This is a genomic window from Herbaspirillum sp. Her2 (assembly GCF_057961375.1).
This window is the reverse complement of the sequence record NZ_CM176331.1, coordinates 1,470,842-1,495,482: the sequence shown is the minus strand read 5'-3', so window position 1 is coordinate 1,495,482 and position 24,641 is coordinate 1,470,842. Positions and strand designations below refer to the sequence as shown.

General features: G+C 62.4%; 24 protein-coding genes. 8 read left to right on the top strand and 16 right to left on the bottom strand.

Annotation, left to right across the window (positions count from 1 at the left end; genetic code table 11):
• Positions 1-59: 59 nt before the first annotated feature.
• The 7 genes from ACWHXP_RS06845 to ACWHXP_RS06815 form a co-directional block, all read right to left on the bottom strand.
• Positions 60-1,391 (bottom strand): DNA circularization protein, encoded by a 1,332-nt coding sequence (locus ACWHXP_RS06845; protein ID WP_489634170.1) that lies wholly within the window; start codon positions 1,389-1,391, stop codon positions 60-62.
• Entirely contained in the window at positions 1,391-2,680 is a 1,290-nt protein-coding gene (locus ACWHXP_RS06840; protein WP_489634171.1) for a phage tail tape measure protein, read from the bottom strand. Before ACWHXP_RS06840 ends, ACWHXP_RS06845 begins: the two co-directional genes overlap by 1 nt.
• A 205-nt stretch (positions 2,681-2,885) precedes the next feature.
• On the bottom strand, positions 2,886-4,181 hold the full coding sequence (locus ACWHXP_RS06835) for a phage major capsid protein (protein WP_489634172.1): 1,296 nt from the start codon (positions 4,179-4,181) through the stop codon (positions 2,886-2,888).
• An 8-nt stretch (positions 4,182-4,189) separates the two neighbouring features.
• Entirely contained in the window at positions 4,190-4,858 is a 669-nt protein-coding gene (locus ACWHXP_RS06830; RefSeq protein ID WP_039784712.1) for an HK97 family phage prohead protease, read from the bottom strand.
• Complete coding sequence (locus tag ACWHXP_RS06825) at positions 4,855-6,159, bottom strand: phage portal protein (protein ID WP_489634173.1); 1,305 nt, start codon at positions 6,157-6,159, stop codon at positions 4,855-4,857. Before ACWHXP_RS06825 ends, ACWHXP_RS06830 begins: the two co-directional genes overlap by 4 nt.
• Positions 6,156-7,769, bottom strand: a complete 1,614-nt coding sequence (locus tag ACWHXP_RS06820) for a terminase large subunit (protein ID WP_489634174.1) — start codon at positions 7,767-7,769, stop codon at positions 6,156-6,158. The genes ACWHXP_RS06825 and ACWHXP_RS06820 overlap by 4 nt, the downstream gene beginning before the upstream one ends.
• 82 nt (positions 7,770-7,851) lie before the next feature.
• Positions 7,852-8,367 carry a phage terminase small subunit P27 family gene (locus ACWHXP_RS06815; RefSeq protein ID WP_039784710.1) on the bottom strand — a complete coding sequence of 172 codons (516 nt, stop codon included), beginning with the start codon at positions 8,365-8,367 and terminating at the stop codon, positions 7,852-7,854.
• On the opposite strand from ACWHXP_RS06815, the gene ACWHXP_RS06810 reads away from it, so the two are divergent.
• Positions 8,366-8,491: a hypothetical protein gene (locus ACWHXP_RS06810; protein WP_489634175.1), complete on the top strand. Its 126-nt coding sequence runs from the start codon at positions 8,366-8,368 to the stop codon at positions 8,489-8,491. The two genes, ACWHXP_RS06815 and ACWHXP_RS06810, sit on opposite strands and share 2 nt — an antisense overlap.
• Before the next feature lie 133 nt (positions 8,492-8,624).
• Here ACWHXP_RS06810 and ACWHXP_RS06805 read toward each other — a convergent pair whose 3' ends face one another.
• The 4 genes from ACWHXP_RS06805 to ACWHXP_RS06790 form a co-directional block, all read right to left on the bottom strand.
• Positions 8,625-8,933, bottom strand: a complete 309-nt coding sequence (locus ACWHXP_RS06805) for an HNH endonuclease (protein ID WP_489634176.1) — start codon at positions 8,931-8,933, stop codon at positions 8,625-8,627.
• A gap of 159 nt (positions 8,934-9,092) precedes the next feature.
• Positions 9,093-9,533: a hypothetical protein gene (locus ACWHXP_RS06800; protein ID WP_489634177.1), complete on the bottom strand. Its 441-nt coding sequence runs from the start codon at positions 9,531-9,533 to the stop codon at positions 9,093-9,095.
• Positions 9,534-9,678: 145 nt separating this feature from the next.
• Positions 9,679-10,380, bottom strand: coding sequence for a hypothetical protein (locus ACWHXP_RS06795; protein ID WP_489634178.1), 702 nt, complete (start codon positions 10,378-10,380; stop codon positions 9,679-9,681).
• A 9-nt stretch (positions 10,381-10,389) separates the two neighbouring features.
• A complete protein-coding gene (locus ACWHXP_RS06790) occupies positions 10,390-10,593 on the bottom strand; it encodes a hypothetical protein (protein WP_489634179.1) in 204 nt (67 codons plus the stop codon).
• Between ACWHXP_RS06790 and ACWHXP_RS06785 the strand changes: the two genes are divergently transcribed.
• From ACWHXP_RS06785 to hpnC, 4 genes are all read left to right on the top strand, one after another.
• Positions 10,588-10,962 carry a type II toxin-antitoxin system HicB family antitoxin gene (locus ACWHXP_RS06785; RefSeq protein ID WP_489634180.1) on the top strand — a complete coding sequence of 125 codons (375 nt, stop codon included), beginning with the start codon at positions 10,588-10,590 and terminating at the stop codon, positions 10,960-10,962. The two genes, ACWHXP_RS06790 and ACWHXP_RS06785, sit on opposite strands and share 6 nt — an antisense overlap.
• A gap of 383 nt (positions 10,963-11,345) precedes the next feature.
• Positions 11,346-14,870, top strand: coding sequence for a calcium-binding protein (locus tag ACWHXP_RS06780; protein ID WP_489634181.1), 3,525 nt, complete (start codon positions 11,346-11,348; stop codon positions 14,868-14,870).
• A 318-nt stretch (positions 14,871-15,188) separates the two neighbouring features.
• Positions 15,189-15,473: a hypothetical protein gene (locus ACWHXP_RS06775; protein WP_006463927.1), complete on the top strand. Its 285-nt coding sequence runs from the start codon at positions 15,189-15,191 to the stop codon at positions 15,471-15,473.
• Positions 15,474-15,485: 12 nt separating this feature from the next.
• Positions 15,486-16,295, top strand: a complete 810-nt coding sequence (gene hpnC, locus ACWHXP_RS06770) for a squalene synthase HpnC (RefSeq protein ID WP_489634182.1) — start codon at positions 15,486-15,488, stop codon at positions 16,293-16,295.
• A gap of 77 nt (positions 16,296-16,372) precedes the next feature.
• On the opposite strand, the gene ACWHXP_RS06765 is transcribed toward hpnC, so the two are convergent.
• Positions 16,373-17,212 (bottom strand): HDOD domain-containing protein, encoded by an 840-nt coding sequence (locus ACWHXP_RS06765; protein WP_489634183.1) that lies wholly within the window; start codon positions 17,210-17,212, stop codon positions 16,373-16,375.
• A gap of 338 nt (positions 17,213-17,550) precedes the next feature.
• On the opposite strand from ACWHXP_RS06765, the gene hpnD reads away from it, so the two are divergent.
• From hpnD to ACWHXP_RS06750, 3 genes are all read left to right on the top strand, one after another.
• On the top strand, positions 17,551-18,384 hold the full coding sequence (gene hpnD / locus ACWHXP_RS06760) for a presqualene diphosphate synthase HpnD (protein WP_034331572.1): 834 nt from the start codon (positions 17,551-17,553) through the stop codon (positions 18,382-18,384).
• A 15-nt stretch (positions 18,385-18,399) separates the two neighbouring features.
• Positions 18,400-19,728, top strand: a complete 1,329-nt coding sequence (hpnE, locus tag ACWHXP_RS06755; protein WP_489634184.1) for a hydroxysqualene dehydroxylase HpnE — start codon at positions 18,400-18,402, stop codon at positions 19,726-19,728.
• A gap of 171 nt (positions 19,729-19,899) precedes the next feature.
• Positions 19,900-21,042, top strand: coding sequence for an alpha-hydroxy acid oxidase (locus ACWHXP_RS06750; RefSeq protein WP_034331575.1), 1,143 nt, complete (start codon positions 19,900-19,902; stop codon positions 21,040-21,042).
• Positions 21,043-21,120: 78 nt separating this feature from the next.
• On the opposite strand, the gene ACWHXP_RS06745 is transcribed toward ACWHXP_RS06750, so the two are convergent.
• The 4 genes from ACWHXP_RS06745 to ACWHXP_RS06730 form a co-directional block, all read right to left on the bottom strand.
• Positions 21,121-21,792, bottom strand: a complete 672-nt coding sequence (locus tag ACWHXP_RS06745; RefSeq protein WP_034331576.1) for an ankyrin repeat domain-containing protein — start codon at positions 21,790-21,792, stop codon at positions 21,121-21,123.
• Positions 21,789-22,568: a TatD family hydrolase gene (locus tag ACWHXP_RS06740; protein ID WP_134222583.1), complete on the bottom strand. Its 780-nt coding sequence runs from the start codon at positions 22,566-22,568 to the stop codon at positions 21,789-21,791. Before ACWHXP_RS06740 ends, ACWHXP_RS06745 begins: the two co-directional genes overlap by 4 nt.
• An 86-nt stretch (positions 22,569-22,654) precedes the next feature.
• Entirely contained in the window at positions 22,655-23,203 is a 549-nt protein-coding gene (locus ACWHXP_RS06735) for a response regulator transcription factor (RefSeq protein ID WP_034331579.1), read from the bottom strand.
• Between the two features lie 39 nt (positions 23,204-23,242).
• On the bottom strand, positions 23,243-24,571 hold the full coding sequence (locus tag ACWHXP_RS06730) for an ATP-binding protein (protein ID WP_489623009.1): 1,329 nt from the start codon (positions 24,569-24,571) through the stop codon (positions 23,243-23,245).
• Positions 24,572-24,641 lie beyond the last annotated feature (70 nt).

The window sequence follows — 24,641 nt, the reverse complement described above, 5'->3', positions numbered from 1 at the left end:
ATTCAACCGTTCCACACCAAAACATCGGTGATGGAACCTGCTGTTCTGCCAGCAGTAGCCTACTTAGACGTGCGTAGCTGGTAACGGCTGGGTGCGGAGCTCTGAGGATAAAGTACCGCGGTCGTAAGACCTAAGCCATGCCGTGAGGCGGGTGACATCGGCGAGCATAGCGCGGATGGCTGGGCTTGGCTCGAATGGAAGACGGTTAACACATGTGAACCTTTGCAAGCGTCGTGAATACAGTCCAGCCAAATATGCTGAAAGGCCAACACCAGCGCCGGCACCGTCGCGGCAGGCGTCTCGGTGCGCAGCCTGACGCCGGCACGCGCTACCGCTGAGAGGTGAGCATTCACGGCCTGTCGCGCTGCATCGAGCGTGTCATAGTGGCTCAAGGGGGAATACAGGGCGTACTGGAACACTGCTTCAGCCAGGTCATCACTGGCGGCCGCAATGTCATCAGCAACCGGGACCTCTGCTGGCGTCGTCACGGTGGCCGCCTGCATATCCAAGCTAGGCGTCGTGCTTGCCGTGACAGCCGGTGCCGGAATTGGAACAGCCGCGGCATCGAGCATGCCGTTATAGGTCGCAGCATCCTGCATCAATCCCACCAGGGCGCTCTGCACACCCTGTGCATCCTGCCCACCGGAGACAGGGGCTTGGGCGAGCGCGGTGATCGCCGCTCCGCTGCTCGACACCGAGCTACTGGAACTGCCGAAACTGCTAAACGGCCGTTCCAGATCTGCCAGCGCCGAGAAGACCGTCGCTCCAAAGGAAGACGGAGCGTTCATCAGAGAATCGACCATGGCAGAGGTGGAAGAGAACAGCGAAGACAACGGCTTGATGTAGTTATTGACCGCTCCGTACACGGCCGCCACGTTCGCCTGGATGGCCGCCACCTTCACCCTGGCCATGTTCACCGCCGCCATCGCTTCGGAGAAGCGGCTAAGTGCAGAATCCTTGACTGACTTTGCAGACGTCTGCACCTGCTGCGCGGTATTGGCCGTCGCGATCGGGAAACCGAGTTCACCGGCTTCGACAAAGACCAGCTCGAAGCGCACCACGCCACCCTCGTCCCAGCTATGGCTTGCCGTACAGTCGCTAGTGGCCGTCACCTTCATTCGCCCGTACCAAGGGTGGATGAGCTCCCCCTCGCCCGGCTTGTCCAGTGCGGTCAGCAGGGCGTCGCGCTCGTCCAGGCAAGCTGGGCCGATCACGAAGGCAACAAAGCGGATGGTCCGGGTCTTGCGTCCCATATCCTCCACGCGGGGCTTATCCTTGCCTGGATACTCGAACACCACCACATCCCGGCCGACCGGCGAGGTCTCCGTATTGACACGGAATGGGACGCCTCGAAAGGAGGCCGGCTTGAGCCGCTTTTTCCAATCACTCATTAGTTCCGTCCCAATGTTCTATAGCCGACCTTCGGCGTGATGTTCAGACCTGGCTGGTTGGACTGGCCGCTGTCGGCGCGCATGCCCGCTGGTGCATCTTCGAACCGCACCACCATTTCACCCTTCATGTTCGCGGTCGCACCGGCACGCCCAGCACCAGCGATGAGCTGCTGGCGCCATCCTGCGGGGCCGCCACCTGCGAGCGAAGGTGTATCGCCGGAGCCAGCGCCATCGCCCGCAGCCGTCACCCTCGGGAAAACACCAGGCGCACCAGAGGAAGCAGTACCAGGGCCACCGGCCGCGACCGGCACCTTGCGGCTGAACACGAAATTGAAGCCGTCGATCAAGGGCTGTACATAGGGCCGAATGCGATCCCACATCTTCCGGAACCAGTCGACAATGGGCTCCCAGTTCTTGATGATCATGCCCAGGGGCGTGAAGCTGAACACCGTCTTGATGAATTCCCATCCTGCAGCGAAGCCCGATTTGACGACATCCCACATCTGGCTGAAGAACGGCCCGACCGACCGCCAATTGGCAATCAGGAAGCCGACCGCCAAGGCGATGAGACGCACGGCGATGCCGATAGGCGTCAGGTTCGAGACGGCCAAGAACAGCTTCGTGGCCATCGTTGCACCCAGCACCGCGATACGCAGACCGATGAAACCAATCGCGGCCCCTACCAGCCCTTTGATCAGCCAGGGATTGGCTGCTGCCATCGAGGCGATCCCATCAGTGATCGGGCCGGCGACCGCCAGCAGGCTATTGAGCGGTGGCAGCATCACATTGCCGACATTAATTCCGAGCGCAATCACCCGATTGGTGAACAGCTGGATGTTGTTCGCCGTGGTCGCTGCCCGCGCCGCATACTCCTGATTCATGGAGTTGGCGAACTTGGTGGCGTCGGTGACCTTGTCCAGGTTCTCCTTCAGCTTGTCCAGGTTCGTCAACATCGGCGCAATGGCCTCAATCGACTCTCGCCCGAAGAGCTGCTGCAGCACGGACGCCTGCTTCGGCTTGTCGACTTTGCTCACCGCCGTCAGCACCCGCAGCATCGTTCCCTGGGCGTCCTTCTGCATGTCGACGGCCAGCTTCTTGGCATCGAGCCGCAAGGCCTTGAAGGTCTGCTGCTGTTGCTTAGTAGCCGAGGCCCCGGCCGTCAAGGTCAGGAAGAAGTTCTTCATGCCCGTGGCCGCCACATCCTCCTGGATGCCGACACCCGCCAGCGTGGCCCCCATGGCGGCGATCTGTCCCGAGGCCAGGCCCGCCACCTCGGCCAGCCGCTGCAACGGGCTCGCTGGCCACGCGCTTCACCAGCGATGCACGCTCCAGCTCGGCCGCCACGGCTTCGGGAATGGTGGCCTCCTGCCCCTTACGCAGATCGAGGCGGCCATGCATGAGCGACTGACGCGCAATAACTTTCACATCCATTGAATTCTCCTAAGCCGGCACCTGACGGCACCGGCCTTACGTTGAGCGATAGATCAGCAGCGATCAGGCAACCGGCGTCAGGTCACCCTTCACGAAGGCTTCCGGACGATAGTCCGCCAGCGCCAGGCGCTCTTCGGCCAGGATCGTGACCAGGTTCTTCACGAAGTCGTCTTCGTTCTGCGTGGCGATGGTGACGCTGGCCTGCTCGCGGTCGAAGATCTGCGCCCCCATCTTGAAGGCACCGACCAGGAACTCGTCGACGGTCATGGACTTGGTCGTGACCACCGGGCGGCCCCACAGACCAGGCTGCGCCGTGGACTGCGGATTGGCGAAGATGTAGGCACCCGTGGAGTCCTTCTGCAGTTCGATGGCGGTCCAGTCGGCCGGGTTCAGCACGATGCCAGTGGACGGGTATTCCGCCAGCTCGGCCTGCAGCAGCGCCAGGCGCAGCACATCGATGCGCGTGGGATTGTTGATCACGATGGGCGCGGCGTACTGGCTGGCCTGGGTATAGATGCCGTTCAGGTTGTTGCCCACGCCGGAGCCCTTCAGCAGCTGGGCTTCTTCGATCAACGCCAGGCCATAGCGCAGGCGCGTATCGATGATCGACTGCAGCGCCGGGAAGTCGTTCATGATTTCCGACGAGGCCTTGATGAAGTGGGCAATCTTGGCCACCACCGATTGTGCCTCGGTCATGGTGATGCTCGACTCGGGCTTCTTCGTACCCTCGGCGACCATCGCCGCATTGTTCACGAAGCCGGTTTCCTTGATGTACTGGATCAGGTTCGAGGAAGTACGGCCAGGCGATAGCAGATCGCGCACGGTGAGGCGCTGTTGCGGCAGGGTCACGATGCCCGCCAGGCGATCTGGCGCCACGGCAGCACCGACACTGTTGGCAGCGCTGGTGACGGCCTTCACCTGGATGGTGATGCTCTTCTTGAAGTTGCCTTCCTTGACGTATTCCTTCAGTTCATCGGACTCGACCACCTGGCCGCCGATGGACTTGAATTCGACCGATGCCGGGCCAGTGGTGTGCTTATCGAGCTTCTGCTCGACTTCCTGCAGTCGGGCCTGCAGCTCGCCCTGCTTGAGGAGCAGCTCGTCAGCCGCCTTCTTCGTGTCCTGCGACACCTGGCCGGCCTTCTCGGCTTCCTTCAGCGCCTTCTCGCCCACTTCCTTCACCTGATCGCCGATGCGCTTGAGTTCCTTCATGATCGGTTCGGGGTCGCCTTCGAACAGAATGCCACCGGTGCGCACCATGTAGATGAACAGATAGGCGTGCAGGAACTCGCCGGTATAGGTGATTGCTGCGGCCATCTTCTTGGAGATCGCCGCGTAGATTGCGCGAACTTGATTCATAGTTTTCCTCATGGATTGATATTGAAGGCTTGCAGCGAAGCCAGGATGCCGCCGTCGGTGCCACCGGACTCACTCCGGTCAAGCAGGGTTTTCAGGCCACGACTGGCGACAATCGTGGCCTGACTCTTCGAGAACCCTGCCTCACGCAAGATGCCCTCGAATTCGGGGAGGCTCGGCAGCTTCCCGCCATGCAGGCGGGACTTCACGCTATCGATCAGCGCCTCGGTATTCATGGGGAAGGTCACCGCGCTCACCTCCAGGAGGTCAAGCTCCTTCAGCGAGCGGGTACGCTCCTTCTCGTTCCAGCTGTCGTCCAGGACGTAGTAGCCGATGGACAGGCCTTTGACGATACGGCGCTTCATCAGGGAATGGGCCTGCGCGGCCAGAGGGATATCGTCCTTCAGCAGGAAGCCCTTCACGCGCAGGCCGCGTTCATCCTCCTCCAGCTCGTCATAGCCGCCGATGGGCTGCGTCTCATCGTGCTGCCACAACAGGGGCAGCGGATCGCCCGAGGCTTTCAGCCTTGCGAGGCTCTTAGTGAAAGCACCGGGCAGCACGATGTCTCGGCCGAGATCCACATTGCCGAAGATCGAGGCATAGCCACTGAAGGTGCCGTCGTCCTTCACTTCGTCCGCAATGAAGGGAACGCGCTTGCGCGCCATAGTCTTGAAGCTCATTGTTCTGTCACCTTGTCTTGTGAAAGCCAGGCGTTGAGCGCCTGGCGAACTTGGGTAGCGCCATCGGCACCCAGACCCAGCTGGTCGATAGGAAGAAGATTCGATTGCACGGTCAGTGCATCGGCCTGGCCACCATGGACCGGCAGGTTCTCAAGTCGCCGGCACTCGTCGCGGGTCATGATCCCGTTCTGCACCATCTGGCTGTAGAAGGCGGCTCGTGCCTTGCTGTCACCGCGCAGCAGGCCTTCCAGGGAGATTTCCGCGTAGTAGCGGCGCTTCTCCTCCGGCCGGAGCAGATCCTTGCGAATGGCCTGCTCCAGCTTGACCGCCCATGGCCGCATCGCCAGCGTCACTAACCAGGTCATCTTCTCTTCCAGGCCAGTGCCCCAGTTGCTGTCCTTCCCACCGTGACCGACCAGCGAGGGGTCGACGCGATACCAACGGCAGATCTCCTCGATGTTGAATTTGCGGGTGGACAGCAACTCAGCGTCCTGCGGGTTCATCTGCAGCTGCTGGAACCCGGCACCCTTCTCCATCACCATGACGCTGCCGGTCTTCTGCACCTTGTCCACGTGCTGGCGGATGTCTTCCCGCTGGTCGGGCTTCAGCACCGAATCCATCATCACCAGGCCCGGCGACTTGAGCCCATTGGTGAATGTCTCGGCGCTTGCCTTGTCGGCGGCCAGTGCGGCACCGAATACGTTGGTACCGAAGGCAATCGGCGACAGGCCGTCGACGCCATTCAAGGTGAACGCCGGCACCTCCCACTGATTGGCCGGGGCGATGACGCGCGACGTTCCGAGAATCGGGTCGTTGTAGTGCCACTCGTAGACGCCCGGCGCAATCCGCCGCCGCGAGATGCACTCCGGGACCAGTGGAATCAGCGAGGTGATCGTGCGCCCTGCCATCCGCTTCTCGACCCTGGCCACCCCGTGTAGCAACATGCTCGCCATGAACACCTGCCAAAACGTCGAGGCGGTCATATCGGCATTCGGCTGGGTATGGATCAGGTAATACAGCTGATGATCACTGGCTGCGATGGGCGTGCCGTTCTTGTCCTTCTCATACAGGCCGAAGGGCAGCGTCGAGATCACCTCGGACAGCAGGCGAACGCATGCCATTGCCGTGCTCAGCTGCAGCGTAGAGTTCACCGTCACGCGCTGACCTGAGAAGTTGTTGCCCAACCAGCCGCGCAAGAAGTCGCCATCCGTCAACTGGATCTCTCGACCAAGCCAGCCAGAGACCGCGCCGGCCACCGCCGACTTCATGCGGCGTGGCCAAGTTTGCTTATCTGTTTTCATGCAATGATCGGATTCTTCAAAAAGTCGTCCAGGTCGCCGGAGTCCTCGGGTTCTCCGAGCGTCCCGCCAACCGCCATGACCGCCGCGACCATGCCATCGACACGGCCCGTCGCCCTCTCCTTTGCGATCTTTCGATTGCCCGCTGGATCGGTCAGCAGAACCGCATTCGCCGCGCACCAGGTCATCACGGGATTGCCGTCATGGCGCAGGCGCTGATCGAGCAACATCCGTTCGAACTCATCGATGGCCGGTGCCATGTCCTTGAAGCCCTGCCCAAACGGCAGAAGGGGTGGCAATGCCACCCCTTCTCGGTTGATCAGATGCTGGAAGTCTTCCAAGCGCCAGCGATCGCAATGGATCGCCCGCAAGTCGAATGATGCTGTCAGTGCAGCGGCCCGATTAAGCACCGCGAGACGGTCCACCGCCCGACCGGGCAACGCTTCCAGGTAACCGGCATCGCGCCACACCAGATAAGGCACCCGATCCTTCTCGGCTTTCACGTGCAGCCCATCACCCGGCAACCAGAAATACGGAATGATCCGAGTGACCGGATCTTCCGGCGTGGGGTCCAGCGCCAGCACGAGTGCAGTCAAGTCCTGCGTGCTGGACAAGTCGAGGCCGGCCACGCCGGCCCGGCCGTAGTATGCTTCCAGCGGAAGCTTCTCTTCGTCTTGGCAGGCGAACCACACATCAGCCGAGATCCAGGGACTATCAGCCTCGGTCCACTGGCAGAAGTTGAGGCGACGGACAATGGCCTCTTTCGAGGGCATGCCGCGCGCATCAGTCACCTGCTCGCGCAGGTATTTCAAGCCAGGGATGCCCACCGATAGACTCGGATTTGCCTTTTCCCAGCAGCTCTCATCCTGGAACGGATCGTCGCCAGGATCGAGCGAGCAAATGAAGGCGAACAGACTGTCGTTCTCTTCCGTTCCCGCCGAGACCTTGCAGCCGTATTCGTGATAGCTCCAGCAGACCGACCGCTTGTCGGTACCGGAATTGGTGATCATGAAGATCAGCGCCTGCTTCCGGCTCTTCGTGCCGGCGCGCATCATCTCGATCACCAGCGGCGACTTGTGCTCATGCACTTCATCGATCAGGGCCATGTGTGGCCGTGGGCCGGACTGTCCGTCGTCCGCGCTGATGGTGCGGAAGAAACTGGACGTGGCGTGGTACGCCAGGTTGAATTCCTTCCCTTTGCTTCCCGACGTCACCAGCCGTGCCGCAAGCTGGGGCGACTGCTCGTACATCGCAATCGCGTCCCGGAACAGGATCTGCGCCTGCTCTTTCTTGGTCGCCGCCGCGTACACCTCGGCGCGCTGCTCCCGGTCGGCAGTCAGGCCGAAGAGACCGACGCCCGCCGCTAGCGGTGACTTGCCGCTGCCCTTGGCCGTCTCAATATAGGCCACGCGAAAGCGGCGCAGACCATCCGGCCCCATCCAGCCAAACAGGCTACCCACCACAAAGCATTGCCAGCCGATCAGCAGGAACGGGCTTCCCTCGAAGACGCCACCATTCAGGCAGAGCACCTCCTCGAAGAAGGCGATGGCGTGATTGGCCGCCTCCAGATCCCAGCGCAGGCCACGCTTCTTCCCTTCCTTCAGGTCACGCAAGTGCCTCTTGCAGGCATTGCGCACGTCGGGACCGGCCACCAGCGTGCCTTTAACAACAGCACGCGCGTAGGCGGTCGCTCGATCAGTCGCTGAAGAACTTGTTCGCGGTTTCCTTGGGCTCATTGGGGAAGAGCTCCCCTTGAGGAGCGTTGACGTTCAGGCGCATGCGCGCCGATGGGTTCAGGCCGAACGATGCGCCGGCGGTCCGCATCCGATCCTCGGCGCGGTTCGAGATCTGCATCCAAACAGACATTTGCTTGTAACCGCTGGGCGTCATCTCGGAAAAACCTTGCTCACCCAGCTCGGTGATCTTCTCGCGGGCGCGCTTCCAGTCGCCCCAAGCCTGGCAGTACACCGCCAGTTCGGCCCGGTCGACACGGGACAGCAGCCCCATCACTAGCAGGTCCGCGACGATTCGATTCCATTCTTCGCGCGCATCCTCTGAGAGGAACGCGGGACACTCGGGCGGCGCAGCCGGCGCAACGACGGGGCGGCCCGCGCCAGCCAGTTCAGCCGCGCTTTTTTTACTACGATTGCCGCCAATCAGATGCAGTGCTGCTGGCATCGGCTTGCGGCCAGAGTTCGAATTGCCAGCCATGCTGACCTCCTATGTCGAGATACCCCCCTCCCATATTTCCCGCTCTGAAAAAAAACGGGAGGCGAGCGGTGTGGAAGAGGCGCGGCCGGAACTTTCGACCGGCCCCCGCCTGCTTTTGTTGTGAAAATGCAATATTTAGGAACAAAGGGAGCAACCCCAGGCGGGGCGCGCCTTCCCGGTGGTTGCCCTAGCCTTCAGCAACGTCCAGCGTGACGGCGCACCTAATGCGCCTTTGTTGCCCGGATGGGTGGCGAAATTCATTTGCGGTTCCAGTGATGGTTACGATCCAGAGGCAAACCAGATTCATCGCAGCCGCGCATGACGCCGCTCTTCTCCATCTGCTGCTTGATTGAGTCATGGCATGGCTTACACAAAGACTGCAAGTTCTCGGGATCGTAAAACTTCGCTTCATCGCCACGGTGTGGCTCGATGTGGTCAACGATGGTCGCGGCGGTCACGCGCTTCTGCTCTAAGCAGAAGCGACATAGCGGCTCCTTTTGCAACTGGTGGTGACGTAAGCGAAACCACTGCTTCGTGCCGTACAACCGCTTGTAATCGACCGCCATGCGTTTACAACATCAAATAAAAAAGCCGCGACGATGCGCGGCGAAGCTTCCGATCCAGCCTTCAAAATCGGAAGAAGAAGTTACTAACGATGTTTGCACTACATTTGCAATTCAGAAAAAAATGCCCCGCGAATGCGAGGCATTGAGAATAATCTTTATTTACTCAAACCGAACTAGCTCTTGAACCCAGTGCTGCAGTACGAAACAGAGTAGATGTCTCTTTGCTGCGGGGTACGTTTCTCTGCCTACCTCTCCAAGCGGAGGCATACGCTCAACACCAATCAACTCACCGACATTCGAGATTACGACGGACCAAAGATGCTTGGACGCTTCACCGCGCCCCAATAGCCGAAAGTCATATCGCCCAGCGTATCGTTCCACCCCATCTATGTTTGCCTTGCCAAACTCAAACTCGGCACGAATCGTTCCGAAGACACCAGAGAGATCAAAGTCATGGTCTTCACCCACCCGAGAGAATCCGACAGCTGCAGCCCACGGATCATCCGCCACCACCGAAAAAATCTCCTTCAACACTGCAGCGTGAGCATCAATACGCTCACGCTGTCGAAGAGCACTCTGGATTTCACCCAAGTCGTACATATCCCCTCCTAAGTGGTTGAAGAGCAGATAATGCCTTCACCAACATAGCGGGGCAACAAAAAAACCCCGAAAAATTTCTTTTTCAGGGCTTTGAACGTAAATGCGTCGAGTTTGGCGAAAATATAATTTAACTGTCCCAAATACGTCAACGGTTTTTTTCGATAGTGGATAACTCCTTGGGCAACGGGATAATCCCTTGCTCAACAAAGTGACGCGTCAGTCGCTGATGCGCCGCTGCTTCTAGCTGGCGAACATGATTGCGCACTACTGCGCTCGCCCGATGATATGTGGACTTCGAACACCCAAAGGCCGCCGCGAGGTCACGTACTGAAACTTTGGTCTTCACGTGATTCGCAAACTGACGCGCAAGTAATCCATCTACTGCCATGGCCGGCACGTTCTGCAGAACCGGACGCAGCCAGTCAGAGAGCTCCCTTATCGCTGCAGCTCGTTCATGCGAGAAAGCGTACCGTCGAACGCCATGCACATCTTCATATTCCGTCGAACCAAAACGTGCACGCACAACCATCGCCTCAATCCTAGGCAGGTGGTGATTCACAGAGGCCACGATCATCGCGCACTGCGCACGTATCTCATCGTCAGTTAGCCCGGAGAAATCGATGCTACCTGACGGCGAACCCTTCAATTCCGAGAACCATTCTGCTTGCCCAGGAGTCAACTGGCGCCCCGGCGCTTCAAGATCAATGGTCGTCATCATCTGCAGCAGCATGGAACGCGTCACACATCCTTGACGCGGCTCATTCGAGATCACCAGGAACGCAGTATGTAGTGCGTGGCCGACATCACGAAAAATCGCCCCCTTATTTGCCTCAATTGCTACCAGCATAGTTTTTCCTCACTTATCACTGTTGTTGCCGGTCGATGCCGGCGACTGCTGCTTGTCAGGCCACCGATTCATGACGCACAGCTCTTTGCTGCTCGATTCGATGACGATTTCGATGTAGACGGGAGGCAGCACAATCTCACGCTCCTGGCTAATTCCACGGTCGTCCCAGTAGATCTCAACGGTCCCACGCTTCTGTGGAGTTCCAATGTGCAAGCCATTCTCCTGAGCGTAAAAGACCGACTCTCCCCGGAGCGACCGTCGTATCTGGCGATCCACCGGAAGCAGGCCATACTCCCTTCGCAGCTCGTCGATCATGCTGGCGACCACTGGCATTTCCTGACGCAGATCGCTCATCCGAGCGCCCCCGAAGACTGGGCCGGCGATGAGCAATTCCAGGGCGGCTACTGGATGCTGGTGGAGATCGACCTGTCGCGCGTCAATACCAAGGCCGTGCGGCTCAATGTGAGCTTGCCCCAGGGCCTGCTGGCACGTATTGACGCGGTGGCACAGGCGCGCAGGATGTCACGCTCGGCGTTCCTGGCGTTGGCTGCTGAGCATGAAATGCAAGCAACAGACCGCTAAGCCGCACATCCGGCACAGGCCGCACCGGCATGAAAAAAATATCATGCCCCCTCCCCGCCTCCCCCTCTTCCAGTCCTCACTGCCACCGCTTTGAACGACCATCAGTCCCCTCACGTTGGCATTTCCGTTCCAGCCAGCTCTTGTCAACCGGCCAATGGCACTTTTGTGCGATTTACCGAAGCATTTCAATCCGATTGAATCGCCCCGGGACAACAAAATTCATATAGCAAGCTTGCTGCACCGTGCCAGCCCGGCGCTGGCACCTTCCGGCCAGCGTCAGGGCCAGGCGGCATGGCAGGCAACACGTCCCCGGGGAAAGACGCAGCATGCGCAGACTCTCCCCGAACGCCTTCGCCTTTACCGGCGTAATTGAAAGGGAACCCGTGTCAACCACCACCTCGCAGGATCAACCCAAGGCAGCATCGTCGCTTTCGCATCCGGTCATCACCCGTATCGACAAGCGCTTCGTCCAGATCAAGACCGGCAGCGTCACCAAAATCATCTTTGCGCCGATCTCTCCCGACATCAAGCTCTTCGATCCACCGGAAAAGACCGCCGCCACACCACCGGCCACCAAGCAGCCAGCCATTGCGAGCAAGCCCGTCGTCGCGCCGCCCTTGGCCAGCCCCACCAAACCGGCAGCAGCCAAGCCGTCGCCCATCCAAACGCCGGTCAACGTCAAACCGGATATCGCACCGCCACCCATCACCAGCAAGCCCGCAAGCAACAAGCCCGTCAGCGTCGACGCGCCCGCCAGCCTCCAAAAGCCCGTGACTCCTGACAAGTCCATCAGCCTCGACAAGCCGGTCAGCCCCGCCAAACCTGCCGTTACCCCAACATTGGCCCCGGTTTCGCCGCCGCCGGTGGTGATCCCACCCAGCGCCCATGCCAACCCTCCTGCAGCCGTCGGCAGCAAGCCTGCCCCCGCTGCGCCGGCACCAGCCGCCCTGCAGATACCAGCGCCCGCCAACCTCAAGCCGACCACCCCGGAAAAACTGCCAGTCCCCACGACCATGCCAGCCCAGCGCGACAAGATCGACGGCAAGGACGTGCTGGTCTACGGCAACCCGAAGTCCTATGTAGACCTGGACTATGCCCAGGGCGATGCCGTCCCGGGCTACATGGGTACCTGCTCGGAAACCAGCATCGCCAACCTGCTCATGATCGCCGGTCGGGATGTGACCGAAAAGGACGTCGTCCAGAGAGCCATCGACAACGGCTGGTGTGACACCGTCAGCTCCAATCCCGGCCAGCGCGGTGGTACCGTCGCCGGGCTGCAACGCCTGCAGCTGGAAAGCTTTGGCATGCCCGTCGAGGCCATCACGGATTACGATCCCAACAAACTGGCCGCCCTCATCAAGGAGGGCAGAGGTGTGCTCATGGGCGTGAACGGCTATGAGCTGTGGGGTGCCGATCTGGACAAGAATTTGCTGGAACTGATCAACGTCAATCACATGATCAACCTGACCGGCGCCGTCTATGCGGCCGACACCGGTGCCCTGCAAGGCTTCTATATTGTCGACTCGGGACGCGGACGGTCCGGCGATGCCGCACGCTACGTTTCACTGAGCGAACTGGACAAGGCCGCGCACTTCCAGTCCGGTTGCTCGGGTTTCTATACTGTCGATCCGATCAAGAAGCTGGCGCTGCCCGAGGATCCCAGGATGGCCGACCCGGCCAAACCGCAACACAAGCTCATCACCGGCCCGGATGTGCTGACTTATGGCAATCCCTTTGCCTTCTCCCATGATCTCGACTACCACCAGGGGGATGCGGTCGCCCGCTATGAAGGGACGTCGGGCGAGGTCTGCATCGCCAACCTGGCCACCATCGCCGGCATGTCCGTAACGGAAAAGGACGTCGTCAACAAGGCCATCGCCGAAAAACTGTGCGATACCACCAGCAAATCCACCACCAAGCGCGGCACCATCAGTGCGGAAAACGAACTGATCCTGCTCAAGGAATTTGGCCTGACCTCGACATTGACTCAGGGTTTCGACGAAAACGCTGTGGCACGCGACATCCTCGCGGGCAAAGGCGTCATCGTCACGGTCAATGGCAGCAACCTCTGGGCCAAGAACATTCCGGAAAACGTCGGCATGACCGATCACATGATCGCCATCATCGGCGTGGGCTACGGCGCGCAAACCGGCGCGGTGGACGGTTTCTACATCACCGATTCCGGCCGGGGGCGCGATACCGACACCTGCCGCTACGTCAGTTTGCAGACGTTGCGCGATTGCACCAACGCCAGCGGCTCCGTCACCATCACCACCAATGACGCCATCAAGCCCTTCAACAGGGCCAATGGCGGGGCCGGCACCGCCCTGGATCAAGCCGCAGCCGATGGCAAACTGCCCCCCCAGACCGGGCTGACCGCACCGGCAAAGCCTGCTGCATCCGGCGGCAATGCACTGGCAGCGCACTACCTGGACAGCTTCACCGCCCCCGCCCCGTTCGGCGACGACGAAGGCTCGCAACACAAACTGCCCGGCGTCAAGGTCAGGAAGCACATCGCCCTGGCCAGCGACAAACAGGACCTGGCACTGGAAGCCGACAACCTCGATGCCACCGGCAATGCGCAGAACAACCGGCTCACCGGCAACGACCGCAACAACATCCTCGATGGCCTGGGCGGTGCCGACACCATGACCGGCGGCAAGGGCGACGACAGCTATTACGTCGACAACAGCGGCGACCGCGTGGTCGAGAAGGCGGGCGAAGGCATCGATACGGTCTATGCGACGGCCAGCACCACGCTTGCCGACAATGTCGAGAACCTGGTCCTGATCGATGCCACCAAGCCGCAGAGCGCGGTGATCAATGGCGTCAACGTGCTGGTGTACGGCATGCCGAAGTCCTACCAGCTGGACTACGCGCAGGGCGATGCCGTCCCCGATTTCCTGGGTACCTGCGGCGAGACGGTCGTGGCCAACATGAGCGTGCTGGCCGGTCGGCCGCTCACGGAAAAGGAAGTGGTCACCCGCGCCATCGACGAAATGCTCTGCGACGTCATCGCCCCCTTGCCAGAGCACCGGGGCGGCACCTACACGGAGGGCCAGCAAGCCCTGCTCAAGGATTTCGGTATTGACGCTACCATCACGCATGGTTTCGATGAAATGGCAGTCGCCCGGAGCATCAAGGAGGGCAAGGCGGTCGGCCTGAGCGTCAATGCCAGCCGGCTCTGGGACATGCCCATGGCCAGCAACAACCGCAGCAACCACTGCATCACGGTTACCGGGGTGGCCTACGCCGTCGATACCGAGCAGATTGCCGGCTTCTTCATTGCCGACTCCGGACGCGGCAGAGCGGACGACATGAGCCGTTACGTCACGCTGCGGCAATTGCGCTACGCCACCGATGTCACCTCGGCCGACACCCTGACCACCGACCAGGCGGTCAAGCTCTTTGGGCAGAACGTGAATGCCACCGGCAACGGCCTTGACAACATCCTGGCCGGCAACGGCGGCGACAATGTCCTCACAGGCGGCAAGGGCAATGACCTGCTCATCGGCGGGGCTGGCAACGACAGCTATCGCTTCGCCAAGGGCGACGGCCAGGATGCGGTTTACGACCACGATGCCACCAAGGGCAATGTCGACACGCTCAGCTTCACCGACGCCCGGCAGGACAACCTGTGGTTCAGCAAGACCGGCCAGGACCTGCGCATCAAGGTGCTGGGCACGACCGACCAGGTGACGGTGAAGGACTGGTATGCCGGCGCTGCCGGGACGACCGACAACCACATCGAGCGCATCAAGACCGCCGACGGCAAATCCTTGCTGGACACTGATGTCGAGAAGCTCGTGCAAGCCATGGCCAGCTTCGCTCCGCCGGCAGCGACCCAGACTACCTGGGCGCAGGCACAAGGAGGCGACGGCAAGGTCTTGCTGGCGGTCAGCCATTGATGGAGGGACCGATTGGGGCCATTGCGCATTGAACGGCAGGCCCCAGGCAAGCCGGTAGCGAATCAGACCTCGCTGCCGGCTTCCGTTTTTTTGCAAATTGCTTCACCAGCTCTGTAGGCTGCTGCCCCCGGCGGGCGGCGGCAAGGGGCTCCCGGAGAAAACTTCATTTCCCGGCTTTTTTTTCACGATCCACGTGCCCCGGGGCCGATTGCACACCGCCTGCGCGCAGCGGCGTGCTGAACTGCTACAATCCGCGCCTTTGCTGGCTGGTGCGCGAACCTTTCCTGCACCAGCCGCGCCATCCAGCGAGGACCCGCCATGCCCACCCAGGAAGAATTCGACGCACTCAAGCAAAGCCACAACGCCTTGCTCAACAAGTTCATCGAGAACAATACCGCTGACCAGATCCTGTTCTCCACCCTCTTCACGGCAGCGGCCGTGCTGTCCAAGGATGGCAAGCAGTTCACCGAAGGCGCCATGGGCATCGCCCGCTCGCTGGCCGCGCAGTTGAATGCCGGTGGCACCATGCCCAAGGCCCTGCTGGAGACGGTCGAAACCCGCATCGCCACCATCGAGGCGCTGCTCAAGGACAAGTTCGACTGAGTCGCGCGCCCCATGGCCGTCGATCACTACGAGAACTTCCCCGTTGCCTCGCTGCTGCTGCCGGCGCGCCTGCGCCCGGCCGTCACCGCCATCTATGCCTTCGCCCGCAGCGCCGACGACATCGCCGATGAAGGCGACGCCCGGCCCGAAGAGCGGCTGGCCGCGCTGCATGCCTACGACGCGCAGCTCGACCTGATCCAGCAGCAGTTGCCCTGCACCCATCCGATCTTCAAGCGGCTGCAGCAGACCATCGTCGACCATGCCCTGCCGTTGCAACCCTTCCGCGACCTGCTCTCAGCCTTCCGCCAGGATGTGGTGACCACCCGTTACCCCCGCTATACGGACCTGCTGGACTACTGCCGCCGGTCTGCGAACCCGGTAGGAAGCCTGATGCTTCACCTGTACGGTGAGGCAAATGAAGAAAATCTCCAGGATTCGGATGCCATCTGCAGCGCCTTGCAGCTCATCAACTTCTGGCAAGACGTCGCCATTGACTGGGAAAAGACGCGCATCTACCTGCCACTCGAGGACCTGGAGCGCTTCGAAATCAATGAAAACGACATCGCCCAAGCCCGCAGCGACCAGCGCTGGCAGCAACTGATGCAGTTCGAGGTCACGCGGGCGCGGGAACTGATGCTTTCCGGTGCCCCGCTGGCGCGCCGCCTGCCGGGCCGTATCGGACTGGAACTGCGCATGGTGGTACAAGGCGCACTGCGCATCCTGGAGCGCATCGAGGCGGTGCAAGGCGATGTCTTCCGCCAGCGCCCCAAGCTGGGCAAGCCGGACTGGCTTATCATCGGCTGGCGCGGCCTGACCCGATAAACCGCAGCCGGAATGAAAAAGCCCCGCCCGGCACATTGGCCAGGCAGGGCTTCAAGAAGAAGCGGTCGCGTACTGGTTCAGACCAGCAAGGCAGCGGTCAGGGTGCGGATCTGCTCTTCGGAATCATCCAGCATCTCGCGCAGCGAACGGTCCCCGATGTAATCATCCACCAGGTTCTCGCCACCGATGCCGGCTTCGGCCACCACGGTGCGTTGCAGCGGCGAGGGCACCGGCGACAGTTCCTTGGCCAGCAGCAGCACGTCGCCGATGGTCTGCGGCGGCAGCACCCGCACGCCGTGCCACAGGGATTCGATGGCATCGACCACCGGCTGCGGCACGCCCAACTTCTTGAGCACGGCGCGGCCGATCATCTTCTCCCCGTATTCCATCCAGTCCTCGGTGCCGCCGTCGAGCAGCCCGGGGAAGTCATCCGTGCGCGAAAGCAGGTAGAAGCCACCCACTTCATGCACGATGCCGGCAAACATCGCCGTCTCCGGATCGGCCTTGGTCAGCTTGGAGGTCAGCACATAGGCGGTGGCCGCCACGTGGGCGCAGTGCTCCCACAGCTGGGCCGACTTGATGCGCATGCCGGGATTGTTGATGGTCCGCCCCAGCTGGCGCACGATCACCGAGGTGGTGATGGTGTTGAGGGTGCGGAAGCCCAGCCGCATCACGGCCGCCCGCACGTTGTTGATCTCGCCGCCGGAACGGTTGTAGGCCGCCGAATTGGCAATGGCCACGGTACGCGCCGACACCAGCGGCTCGGCCATCACCAGCTTGGCGGCCAGCTCCAGGTGGCATTCCGGGTCGGCCAGGGCCTTTTGCAGCTTCAGCGAAGCGCTGACGTTGGCCGGGAACACCAGCTCGCCGCGACCAGCCTGCGAGGCGATGTTGCGAAAGATTTCCAGTCTGTCCATATTGTCTCCAGCCTCCAGGGGGCCATCGTCGATGGCCGGGGTTGCCGATGTGCCGCGCTGCAAGCGGGGTTGACCACTGCAGCGCCACGTCTGGTTAGATTAACGGCAGAATTCATCCGGATTTGATGTCATGTGAATTTGTTTTTCCGGAATGCGCTTGACCCGAGCTTAATGGACAACGCCGGGGGCCGCAATAGACGGGTTTCAGGCCCCGTTTCAACGCCGGGTCAACGGCAGCCGGCATTTGCCCTGCCGGGCGCACTCGGCTAGCATAGCGCCTTTGCCGCAGGGGGCCGTCAGGCTACCTGCCCCATGCTTCAACCGCCCGCCACGCATCCATGTCTCCAGACGAATACTGCCAGCAGAAGGCCGCCGCCAGCGGTTCCAGTTTTTATTACAGCTTCCTGTTCCTGCCGCCGCAGCGCCGGCTGGCGATCACGGCGCTGTACGCCTTTTGCCGCGAGGTCGACGATACCGTCGACGAAATCGAAGACGCCATGGTGGCCCGCACCAAGCTCATGTGGTGGCGCAAGGAAATCGCCGCCATGCTCGAAGGCCAGCCCACGCACCCGGTCACCAAGGCCCTGCATCCGCACGTGGCGACCTACCAGCTCAAGGGAGAACACCTGCAAGCCATCATCGATGGCATGGAAATGGACCTGGACCAGACCCGCTACCTCGACTATCCCGGCCTGCAGCGCTACTGCTGGCACGTGGCCGGGGTGGTCGGGGTGCTCTCGGCCAGCATCTTCGGCCATACCCAGCCCGGCACCCTGCTCTTTGCCGAAAAGCTGGGGCTGGCCTTCCAGCTCACCAACATCATCCGCGATGTCGGCGAGGATGGCCGCAAGGGCCGCATCTACCTGCCCGTCAATGAATTGCAGCAATTCAACGTCACCGCCGCCGACATCCTCAACGCCCGCCACAGCGAGCGCTTCGAGGCACTGATGAAGTTCCAGGTCGAGCGCGCCCAGGCGGTCTATGACGAAGCCTTCGCCCTGCTGCCCAAAGAGGACCGCCGCGCCCAGCGCCCCGGCCTGATGATGGCCGCCATCTATCGCACCCTGCTGGACGAGATCACGCGCGACGGCTACCACGTGCTCAACCAGCGCATCTCGCTCACCCCCATCCGCAAGCTCTGGCTGGCCTGGAAGACCTATGTCTTCGGCTGAACAGGTGTTTTCCCGATGAACGCCCCGCGTCACTACGCCGTCATCGGTGCCGGCTGGGCCGGGTGCGCTGCTGCCGTGGCGCTGGCCGCCGGCGGCCATCGCGTGAGCCTGTTCGAAGCTGCCCGTACGCTGGGCGGCCGCGCGCGCCGGGTAGAACTGGACGAGCGCACGCTCGACAATGGCCAGCACATCCTGCTGGGGGCCTATCGCTCGACATTGGCGCTGATGAAGCAGGTCGGCGTCGATCCGGCCAGCGCCTTGCTGCGCCTGCCCTTGCAGATGCGCTATCCGCTGGCCACGGGGGCCGAGGGCATGGATTTCGTGGCACCCCGCCTGCCGGCCCCCTGGCATGTGGCCGTGGCGCTGCTGCGGGCCAAAGGGCTGGCGCATGAAGACAAGATGGCGCTGGCGCGCTTTTCCACCACGGCGCGCTGGATGGGCTGGCAGCTGCATCAGGATTGCAGCGTGGCCGAGCTGCTGGAACGTTATGAGCAGACCGCGCGCCTGATCCGGCTGATGTGGCGTCCGCTGTGCATCGCCGCGCTCAATACCGCGCCGGAACGGGCTTCGGCGCAAGTCTTCCTGAACGTGCTGCGTGACAGCCTGGGCGCGCGCCGCGCCGCCTCCGACATGCTGATCCCCCGCGTTGACCTGAGCGCATTGCTACCCAATGCGGCGGCGGCCTATCTGGGCAAGCGCGGCGGTCTGGTGCAGGCAGGCGTGGCCGTGGCACGCCTGCTGCCGGGCAATGACGAGGGCAGCTGGCGGCTGGAAGACCGCGCCGCTGAAAGCCTGGGCGAATTCGCCGGGGTGGTGCTGGCCACCGGCCCCGACGCCGTCGCCCAGTTGCTGGATGGTCTGCATGACACGGCGCTCCTGCAAGCACTGGAACACGAACCGATCACCACCTGCTACCTGCAATACCCGTCTGGCGTGCGCCTGTCCGCCCCGTTCCTGGCGCTGGCCGATGATCCGCAGCGCCAGGCCTGGGGCCAGTTCGTCTTTGATCGCGGACAACTGGGCGGTGAGGCAGGCTTGCTGGCCGTCGTCGTCAGCGCTGCCGGCCAGGCCATCGCCGAGGGCCACGCGGCACTGACTGCAGGCATCACACGCCAACTGGCCAGCGACTTCGGCGACGCGGCCCTGGCCACGCCCGGCTGGAGCCGCGTCATCACCGAAAAGCGCGCCACCTTCGCCTGCACACCCGGCCTGCAGCGGCCCGACAATACCGGCATGCCCGCCGGACTGGCACTGGCCGGGGATTATGTGGCAGGTGACTACCCTGCCACGCTGGAAGGCGCGGTGCGCAGCGGCATGGCGGCGGCGCGGCTGCTGGCGGCCTGACCGTAAAATTTTCATGGATGGCGGCAAAGGGATTCACCCCAAGCCCAGCGGGTATGCACTAGCATAACGGGCATTCTGCAGTCCTTTTGTCCGCAGCCCGATTCCGGTTCGTGTCTGCAAGCCCAACACAAGGCGGCCCTCGCCGCCCACCATAACAACGGAGAAAACACCATGCCGGTCATGACCTGTGTCGAAGACTTCCGCCTGCTGGCCAAGAAGCGCGTTCCCAAGGCTTTTTACGATTACGCCGACAGCGGCTCCTACACCGAGAGCACCTATCGCGCCAACACCAAGGATCTGGCCGCCTTGAAGCTGCGCCAGCGCGTTGCCATCAATGTCGATGAGCGCAGCACCCGCAGCACCATGATCGGCCACGACGTGACCATGCCGGTGGCCATCGCCCCGACCGGCCTGACCGGCATGCAATGGGCCAATGGCGAGATGCTGGGTGCCATCGCGGCCGAGAAATTCGGAATCCCCTTCACCCTCTCCACGATGAGCATCTGCTCCATCGAGGACGTGGCCAGCGTGACCACGAAACCCTTCTGGTTCCAGCTCTACGTGATGCGCGACCGTGGCTTCGTGCAGTCCCTGATCGACCGCGCCAAGGCCGCCAAGTGCTCGGCCCTGGTACTGACGCTGGACTTGCAGATCCTCGGCCAGCGTCACAAGGACCTGAAAAACGGCATGTCCGTGCCCCCCAAGCTGACCCTCGACACCCTGCTCGACCTGGCCAGCAAGCCCGGCTGGGCGCTGCGTGCACTGGGCGGCCGCAAGACCTTCGGCAACCTGGCCGGCCACATCAAGGGCGGTGAAGGTGCCGGCGGCGTGCAGACACTGTCCAAGTGGACCGCCAGCCAGTTCGACCCGACCCTGAACTGGGAAGATGTCGCCTGGATCAAGCAGCAATGGGGCGGCAAGCTGATTCTGAAGGGCATCCTCGATGTGGAAGATGCCAAACTGGCCGTGCAAAGCGGTGCCGATGCCATCGTGGTCTCGAACCACGGTGGCCGCCAGCTGGATGGGGCCATGTCCTCCATCGAAGCCCTGCCCGCCATTGCCGAAGCCGTGGGCGACCAGATCGAAGTCTGGTTCGACGGCGGCATCCGCTCCGGCCAGGATGTGTTGAAGGCGGTCGCCCTGGGCGCACGCGGCACCATGATCGGCCGCGCCTTCCTCTACAGCCTGGGCGCCATGGGCGGCGATGGCGTGTCGCAGATGCTGGAAATCATGCGCAAGGAACTCGACGTCAGCATGGCCCTGACCGGTACCAAGGACATCAAGGACGTCGGTCCGCAGATCCTGGTGCGCTGAAGCAGCCGACCATGTAAAACGTCCCGGTCCACCGTGAGGTGGCCGGGACGTTTCCTTTTGCGGGACCGAATGTGCGGCTTACTGGCGCGGTTTGACGTTGAGCACGTCGATCACGCCCTCCTGCCCGTAGCGGCGGGCCAGGTCCATGGCAGTCAAGCCATCCTTGTTCTTGAGCGTGAGGTCAGCGCCGTTGTCGCGCAGCACTTCCACTGCCGCAACGCGGCCGCGCATGGCGGCCAGCATGACGGGCGTCATTTTGTCATCGGGGGACTCGGCATCGACATAGGCCGAGGCATCCAGCAGCAGCTTGACGATCTCGGAGCTGCCATTGATGGCGGCGTAATGCAGGGCGGTCCAGCCGGGACGGTTGACTTCGACCTCACGCGCCAGCAACAGCTTGACCACCGGAATATTGCCGTAGAAGGAGGCCAGCATCAGCGGCGTGTCACCGTTGGTGGCCTGGGCTTCCAGGTTCACATCGGGCGCATTGACCAGCACGTCGAAAGCCTTCATCGAATCTTCGCGGATGGCCAGCATCAGGCCAGTATAGCCGCGCTTGGGCTCGATCAGGTTGGGCCCCATGCCACGCTGCATCAACTGCTTGAGGAAATAGACGTTGTCCATGCGGATGGCCTGGAAATAATCTTCATACGCCCCCGCACGGGCGGCTCCCGGCAACAGCAGCGAGGTATAGAGGACGATACGGCCGATGCCGCCGAAGCGGGCGCGCAGCTTTTCCAGCAGGGTCATGGCTTGATTCCGAACAGCTTGAAGAAATTGTCAGAGGTCTGGCGCGCCACTTCGGCCGCGCTGATGCCGCGCAGGTCGGCGATGAATTCACCGACATGGCGCACGTAACCTGGCTCGTTGGTCTTGCCCCGGAACGGAACCGGTGCCAGGTAGGGCGAATCGGTTTCGATCAGCATGCGCTCCAGCGGAATGGTGCGGGCGACTTGCTGCAGGTCCTTGGCCGACTTGAAGGTGACGATGCCGGAGAAGGAAATGTAGAAACCCAGTTCAATGGCCGCATCGGCCACCGCCTGTGATTCCGTGAAGCAATGCATGACCCCGGCCACGCCGCCCGCCTTCGGGCTGGCACCTTCTTCCTGCAGGATGCGGATGGTGTCTTCCGACGCTGAGCGGGTGTGGATGATGAGCGGCTTGCCAGTCGCCCGAGAGGCGCGGATATGGGTGCGGAAGCGTTCACGCTGCCACTCCAGGTCACCCTGAAGGCGGTAGTAATCCAGCCCGGTTTCACCGATGGCCACGATGCGCGGATGGTCCGCCAGGCGGATCAGCTCGTCGAGCGTCGGCTCGGGGGTGTCTTCGTAGTCCGGATGCACGCCGACCGAGGCGTAGACGTTGGGATATTGTTCGGCCAGGGCCAGCACCTGCGGGAAATCCGGCAGGTCCACCGAGACGCACAGGGCATGGCTGACCTGGTTGTCGGCCATCTTGCCGAAGATCTCGGGCAAGCGCGCCGCCAGGTCGGGAAAATTGATGTGGCAATGGGAATCGATATACATGGCCGCTATTGTAAAGCCATGCCGACAGGCTGTCGCCCCTGCTTGCCGGGCGCTTACCTTTCGTTACAGAGCCCCGCGATGTCGGCTCAGCGTGCTACCGGCCGCTTGGCCAGCTTGCGCTGCAGGGTGCGGCGGTGCATGTTCAGCGCCCGTGCGGTGGAGGAAATATTGCCTTCATGCTCGGCCAGCACGCGCTGGATGTGCTCCCATTCCAGACGTTCCAGCGACAATGGCGATGCCTCTTCCACCGGCAATACGGGCTCATCGACTGCCTCGCCTTCGGCCACGTACGACAGCGCCGAGAGGATGGAATCCACATTGGCCGGCTTGGCCAGGTAGTTATCTGCGCCGGACTTGATGGCCTGCACCGTGGTGGCGATGCTGGCATAGCCGGTCAGCACCAGCAGGCGCGCCTCCGGCAGCGCCTGGCGCAGCGGCCCGACCCATTGCAGGCCGGAATCCTTTTCCAGCTGCAGGTCAATGGTGACGTAGTCGAAACGCTCGCGGCGCGCGGCATCCAGGGCCTCTTCGCCGGTATGGGCGACGACGGCACGAAAGCCGCGCCGTGCCAGCGAACGTGCCAGCGTGCTGGCAAAGACGTCATTGTCATCGAGGATCAGGAAGGCGGCACTCATGGGGATATCCGTAAAACCAGAAGAATGAAGGATGGCGGTTCAGACCAGGGGGAAGCGCAACTGCGCGACCGTGCCCTGCCCCGGCGACGAGCGCAGCTTCAGCTTGCCGCCCAGGTGGGTGGCGCTGGCCGTGGCCAGCATCAGTCCGATGCCGGAACCGCCCGAACTGCTGGCCACCGGCCCGTGGCCCAGGCGCTGCAACAGTTCCGGGCTGATGCCTGCGCCATTGTCGGAGACCTCGATGATCGCCATGGTGCGCCCCGGCTTGCCGGAGGCGGCAGATCCGCCCTCGCCCGCCTCGGCCGGTGCCAGGCGGATGCGGATTTCGCCCTGGTGGCCGAGGCCGCGCACGGCATGGGCCGCATTGTCCAGCAAGGTCAGCAGGATCTGCGACAGGTCCTGCAACTGGCTGGCCTTCCAGCCCGGCTGATGCACCTCAGCTACCAGCAGCACGGCAGGATGGCGCAGCCGCCAGCCTTCCAGCAGGCTGGTGAGCCAGGGTGTGATGGGCGCGCTGTCTTCATTGCGCAACTGGGCATCGGCGTCGAGCCGCATGTTTTCCAATGCGGCCTTGCAGACGGCAATCTGTTCCTCGACCACCCGCACGTCTTCCTCATAGGCCGCCAGCGCGGGATTGCTGGCCATGTCGCGGCGCATTTCGCCAGCGATCACTGCTACCGTGGACAGCGGTGTATTGAGCGCATGGGCGGCACCGGCAGCCTGGGTGCCGAGAGCGACGATGCGATGACTCTGCAGCTGGCGCTCGCGGGCCTGTGCCAGCTGGCCGTCGCGCAAGCGCACGGCCGCTGCGATGCGGCTGACGAACCAGGTGATGAGCAAGGCCGAGATCGAGAAGTTGATCCACATCCCGGCCAGGTGATAGGCCATCGCCTGCCCGTGGTCGTGGATGTGCAGCGGCTGGTAAAAGTACACCAGCCCCGAATAGCATCCCAGCGCACACAGGGCCAGCAGCAAGGCATAGGGCCAGGCCAGCGTGGCAGCGCCTGCCGCCAGTGCCGGCAGGTAGAAGGAAACGAAGGGGTTGGTCGAACCGCCCGAAAAATACAGCAGCGCCGTCAATACCGCCACATCCAGCAGCAATTGAATGAACAGTTCGACCTGCTCGGCCGGCCGCGCCCAGCGCATGCGCAGCCAGGTGGCAGCGTTGATGAGGGCCTGCAGGCCGATCAAGGCCAGCAGCGCCGGCAAGGGCAAGGCGATATGCAGCCAGGCATGCGCCCCGGCCAGCACCAGCAGCTCGCCCGCCACCATGGCCCAGCGCAGCCAGAACAGCCGCGACAGAAGCAGGTGCTGCGGCTGGTTCATCTGCTCGGAGACGGGAATGAAGAAGGAGGTCAGCGACATCATGCCGGAATTATACGGTCCGGCACGCCGCTTCCCCCCAGGCGCGGCGATTTGCCGCAGGCCCGGCCTGGTC

Excerpts from the sequence above, each read along its gene's own strand:
- ACWHXP_RS06845 (WP_489634170.1), bottom strand. The coding sequence starts at position 1,391 with ATGAGTGATTGGAAAAAGCGGCTCAAGCCGGCCTCCTTTCGAGGCGTC.
- ACWHXP_RS06835 (WP_489634172.1), bottom strand. The coding sequence starts at position 4,181 with ATGAATCAAGTTCGCGCAATCTACGCGGCGATCTCCAAGAAGATGGCC.
- ACWHXP_RS06830 (WP_039784712.1), bottom strand. The coding sequence starts at position 4,858 with ATGAGCTTCAAGACTATGGCGCGCAAGCGCGTTCCCTTCATTGCGGAC.
- ACWHXP_RS06825 (WP_489634173.1), bottom strand. The coding sequence starts at position 6,159 with ATGAAAACAGATAAGCAAACTTGGCCACGCCGCATGAAGTCGGCGGTG.
- ACWHXP_RS06810 (WP_489634175.1), top strand. The coding sequence starts at position 8,366 with ATGCTGACCTCCTATGTCGAGATACCCCCCTCCCATATTTCCCGCTCT.
- ACWHXP_RS06815 (WP_039784710.1), bottom strand. The coding sequence starts at position 8,367 with ATGGCTGGCAATTCGAACTCTGGCCGCAAGCCGATGCCAGCAGCACTG.
- ACWHXP_RS06805 (WP_489634176.1), bottom strand. The coding sequence starts at position 8,933 with ATGGCGGTCGATTACAAGCGGTTGTACGGCACGAAGCAGTGGTTTCGC.
- ACWHXP_RS06800 (WP_489634177.1), bottom strand. The coding sequence starts at position 9,533 with ATGTACGACTTGGGTGAAATCCAGAGTGCTCTTCGACAGCGTGAGCGT.
- ACWHXP_RS06795 (WP_489634178.1), bottom strand. The coding sequence starts at position 10,380 with ATGCTGGTAGCAATTGAGGCAAATAAGGGGGCGATTTTTCGTGATGTC.
- ACWHXP_RS06775 (WP_006463927.1), top strand. The coding sequence starts at position 15,189 with ATGCCCACCCAGGAAGAATTCGACGCACTCAAGCAAAGCCACAACGCC.
- hpnC (WP_489634182.1), top strand. The coding sequence starts at position 15,486 with ATGGCCGTCGATCACTACGAGAACTTCCCCGTTGCCTCGCTGCTGCTG.
- ACWHXP_RS06765 (WP_489634183.1), bottom strand. The coding sequence starts at position 17,212 with ATGGACAGACTGGAAATCTTTCGCAACATCGCCTCGCAGGCTGGTCGC.
- hpnD (WP_034331572.1), top strand. The coding sequence starts at position 17,551 with ATGTCTCCAGACGAATACTGCCAGCAGAAGGCCGCCGCCAGCGGTTCC.
- hpnE (WP_489634184.1), top strand. The coding sequence starts at position 18,400 with ATGAACGCCCCGCGTCACTACGCCGTCATCGGTGCCGGCTGGGCCGGG.
- ACWHXP_RS06750 (WP_034331575.1), top strand. The coding sequence starts at position 19,900 with ATGCCGGTCATGACCTGTGTCGAAGACTTCCGCCTGCTGGCCAAGAAG.
- ACWHXP_RS06745 (WP_034331576.1), bottom strand. The coding sequence starts at position 21,792 with ATGACCCTGCTGGAAAAGCTGCGCGCCCGCTTCGGCGGCATCGGCCGT.
- ACWHXP_RS06740 (WP_134222583.1), bottom strand. The coding sequence starts at position 22,568 with ATGTATATCGATTCCCATTGCCACATCAATTTTCCCGACCTGGCGGCG.
- ACWHXP_RS06735 (WP_034331579.1), bottom strand. The coding sequence starts at position 23,203 with ATGAGTGCCGCCTTCCTGATCCTCGATGACAATGACGTCTTTGCCAGC.
- ACWHXP_RS06730 (WP_489623009.1), bottom strand. The coding sequence starts at position 24,571 with ATGATGTCGCTGACCTCCTTCTTCATTCCCGTCTCCGAGCAGATGAAC.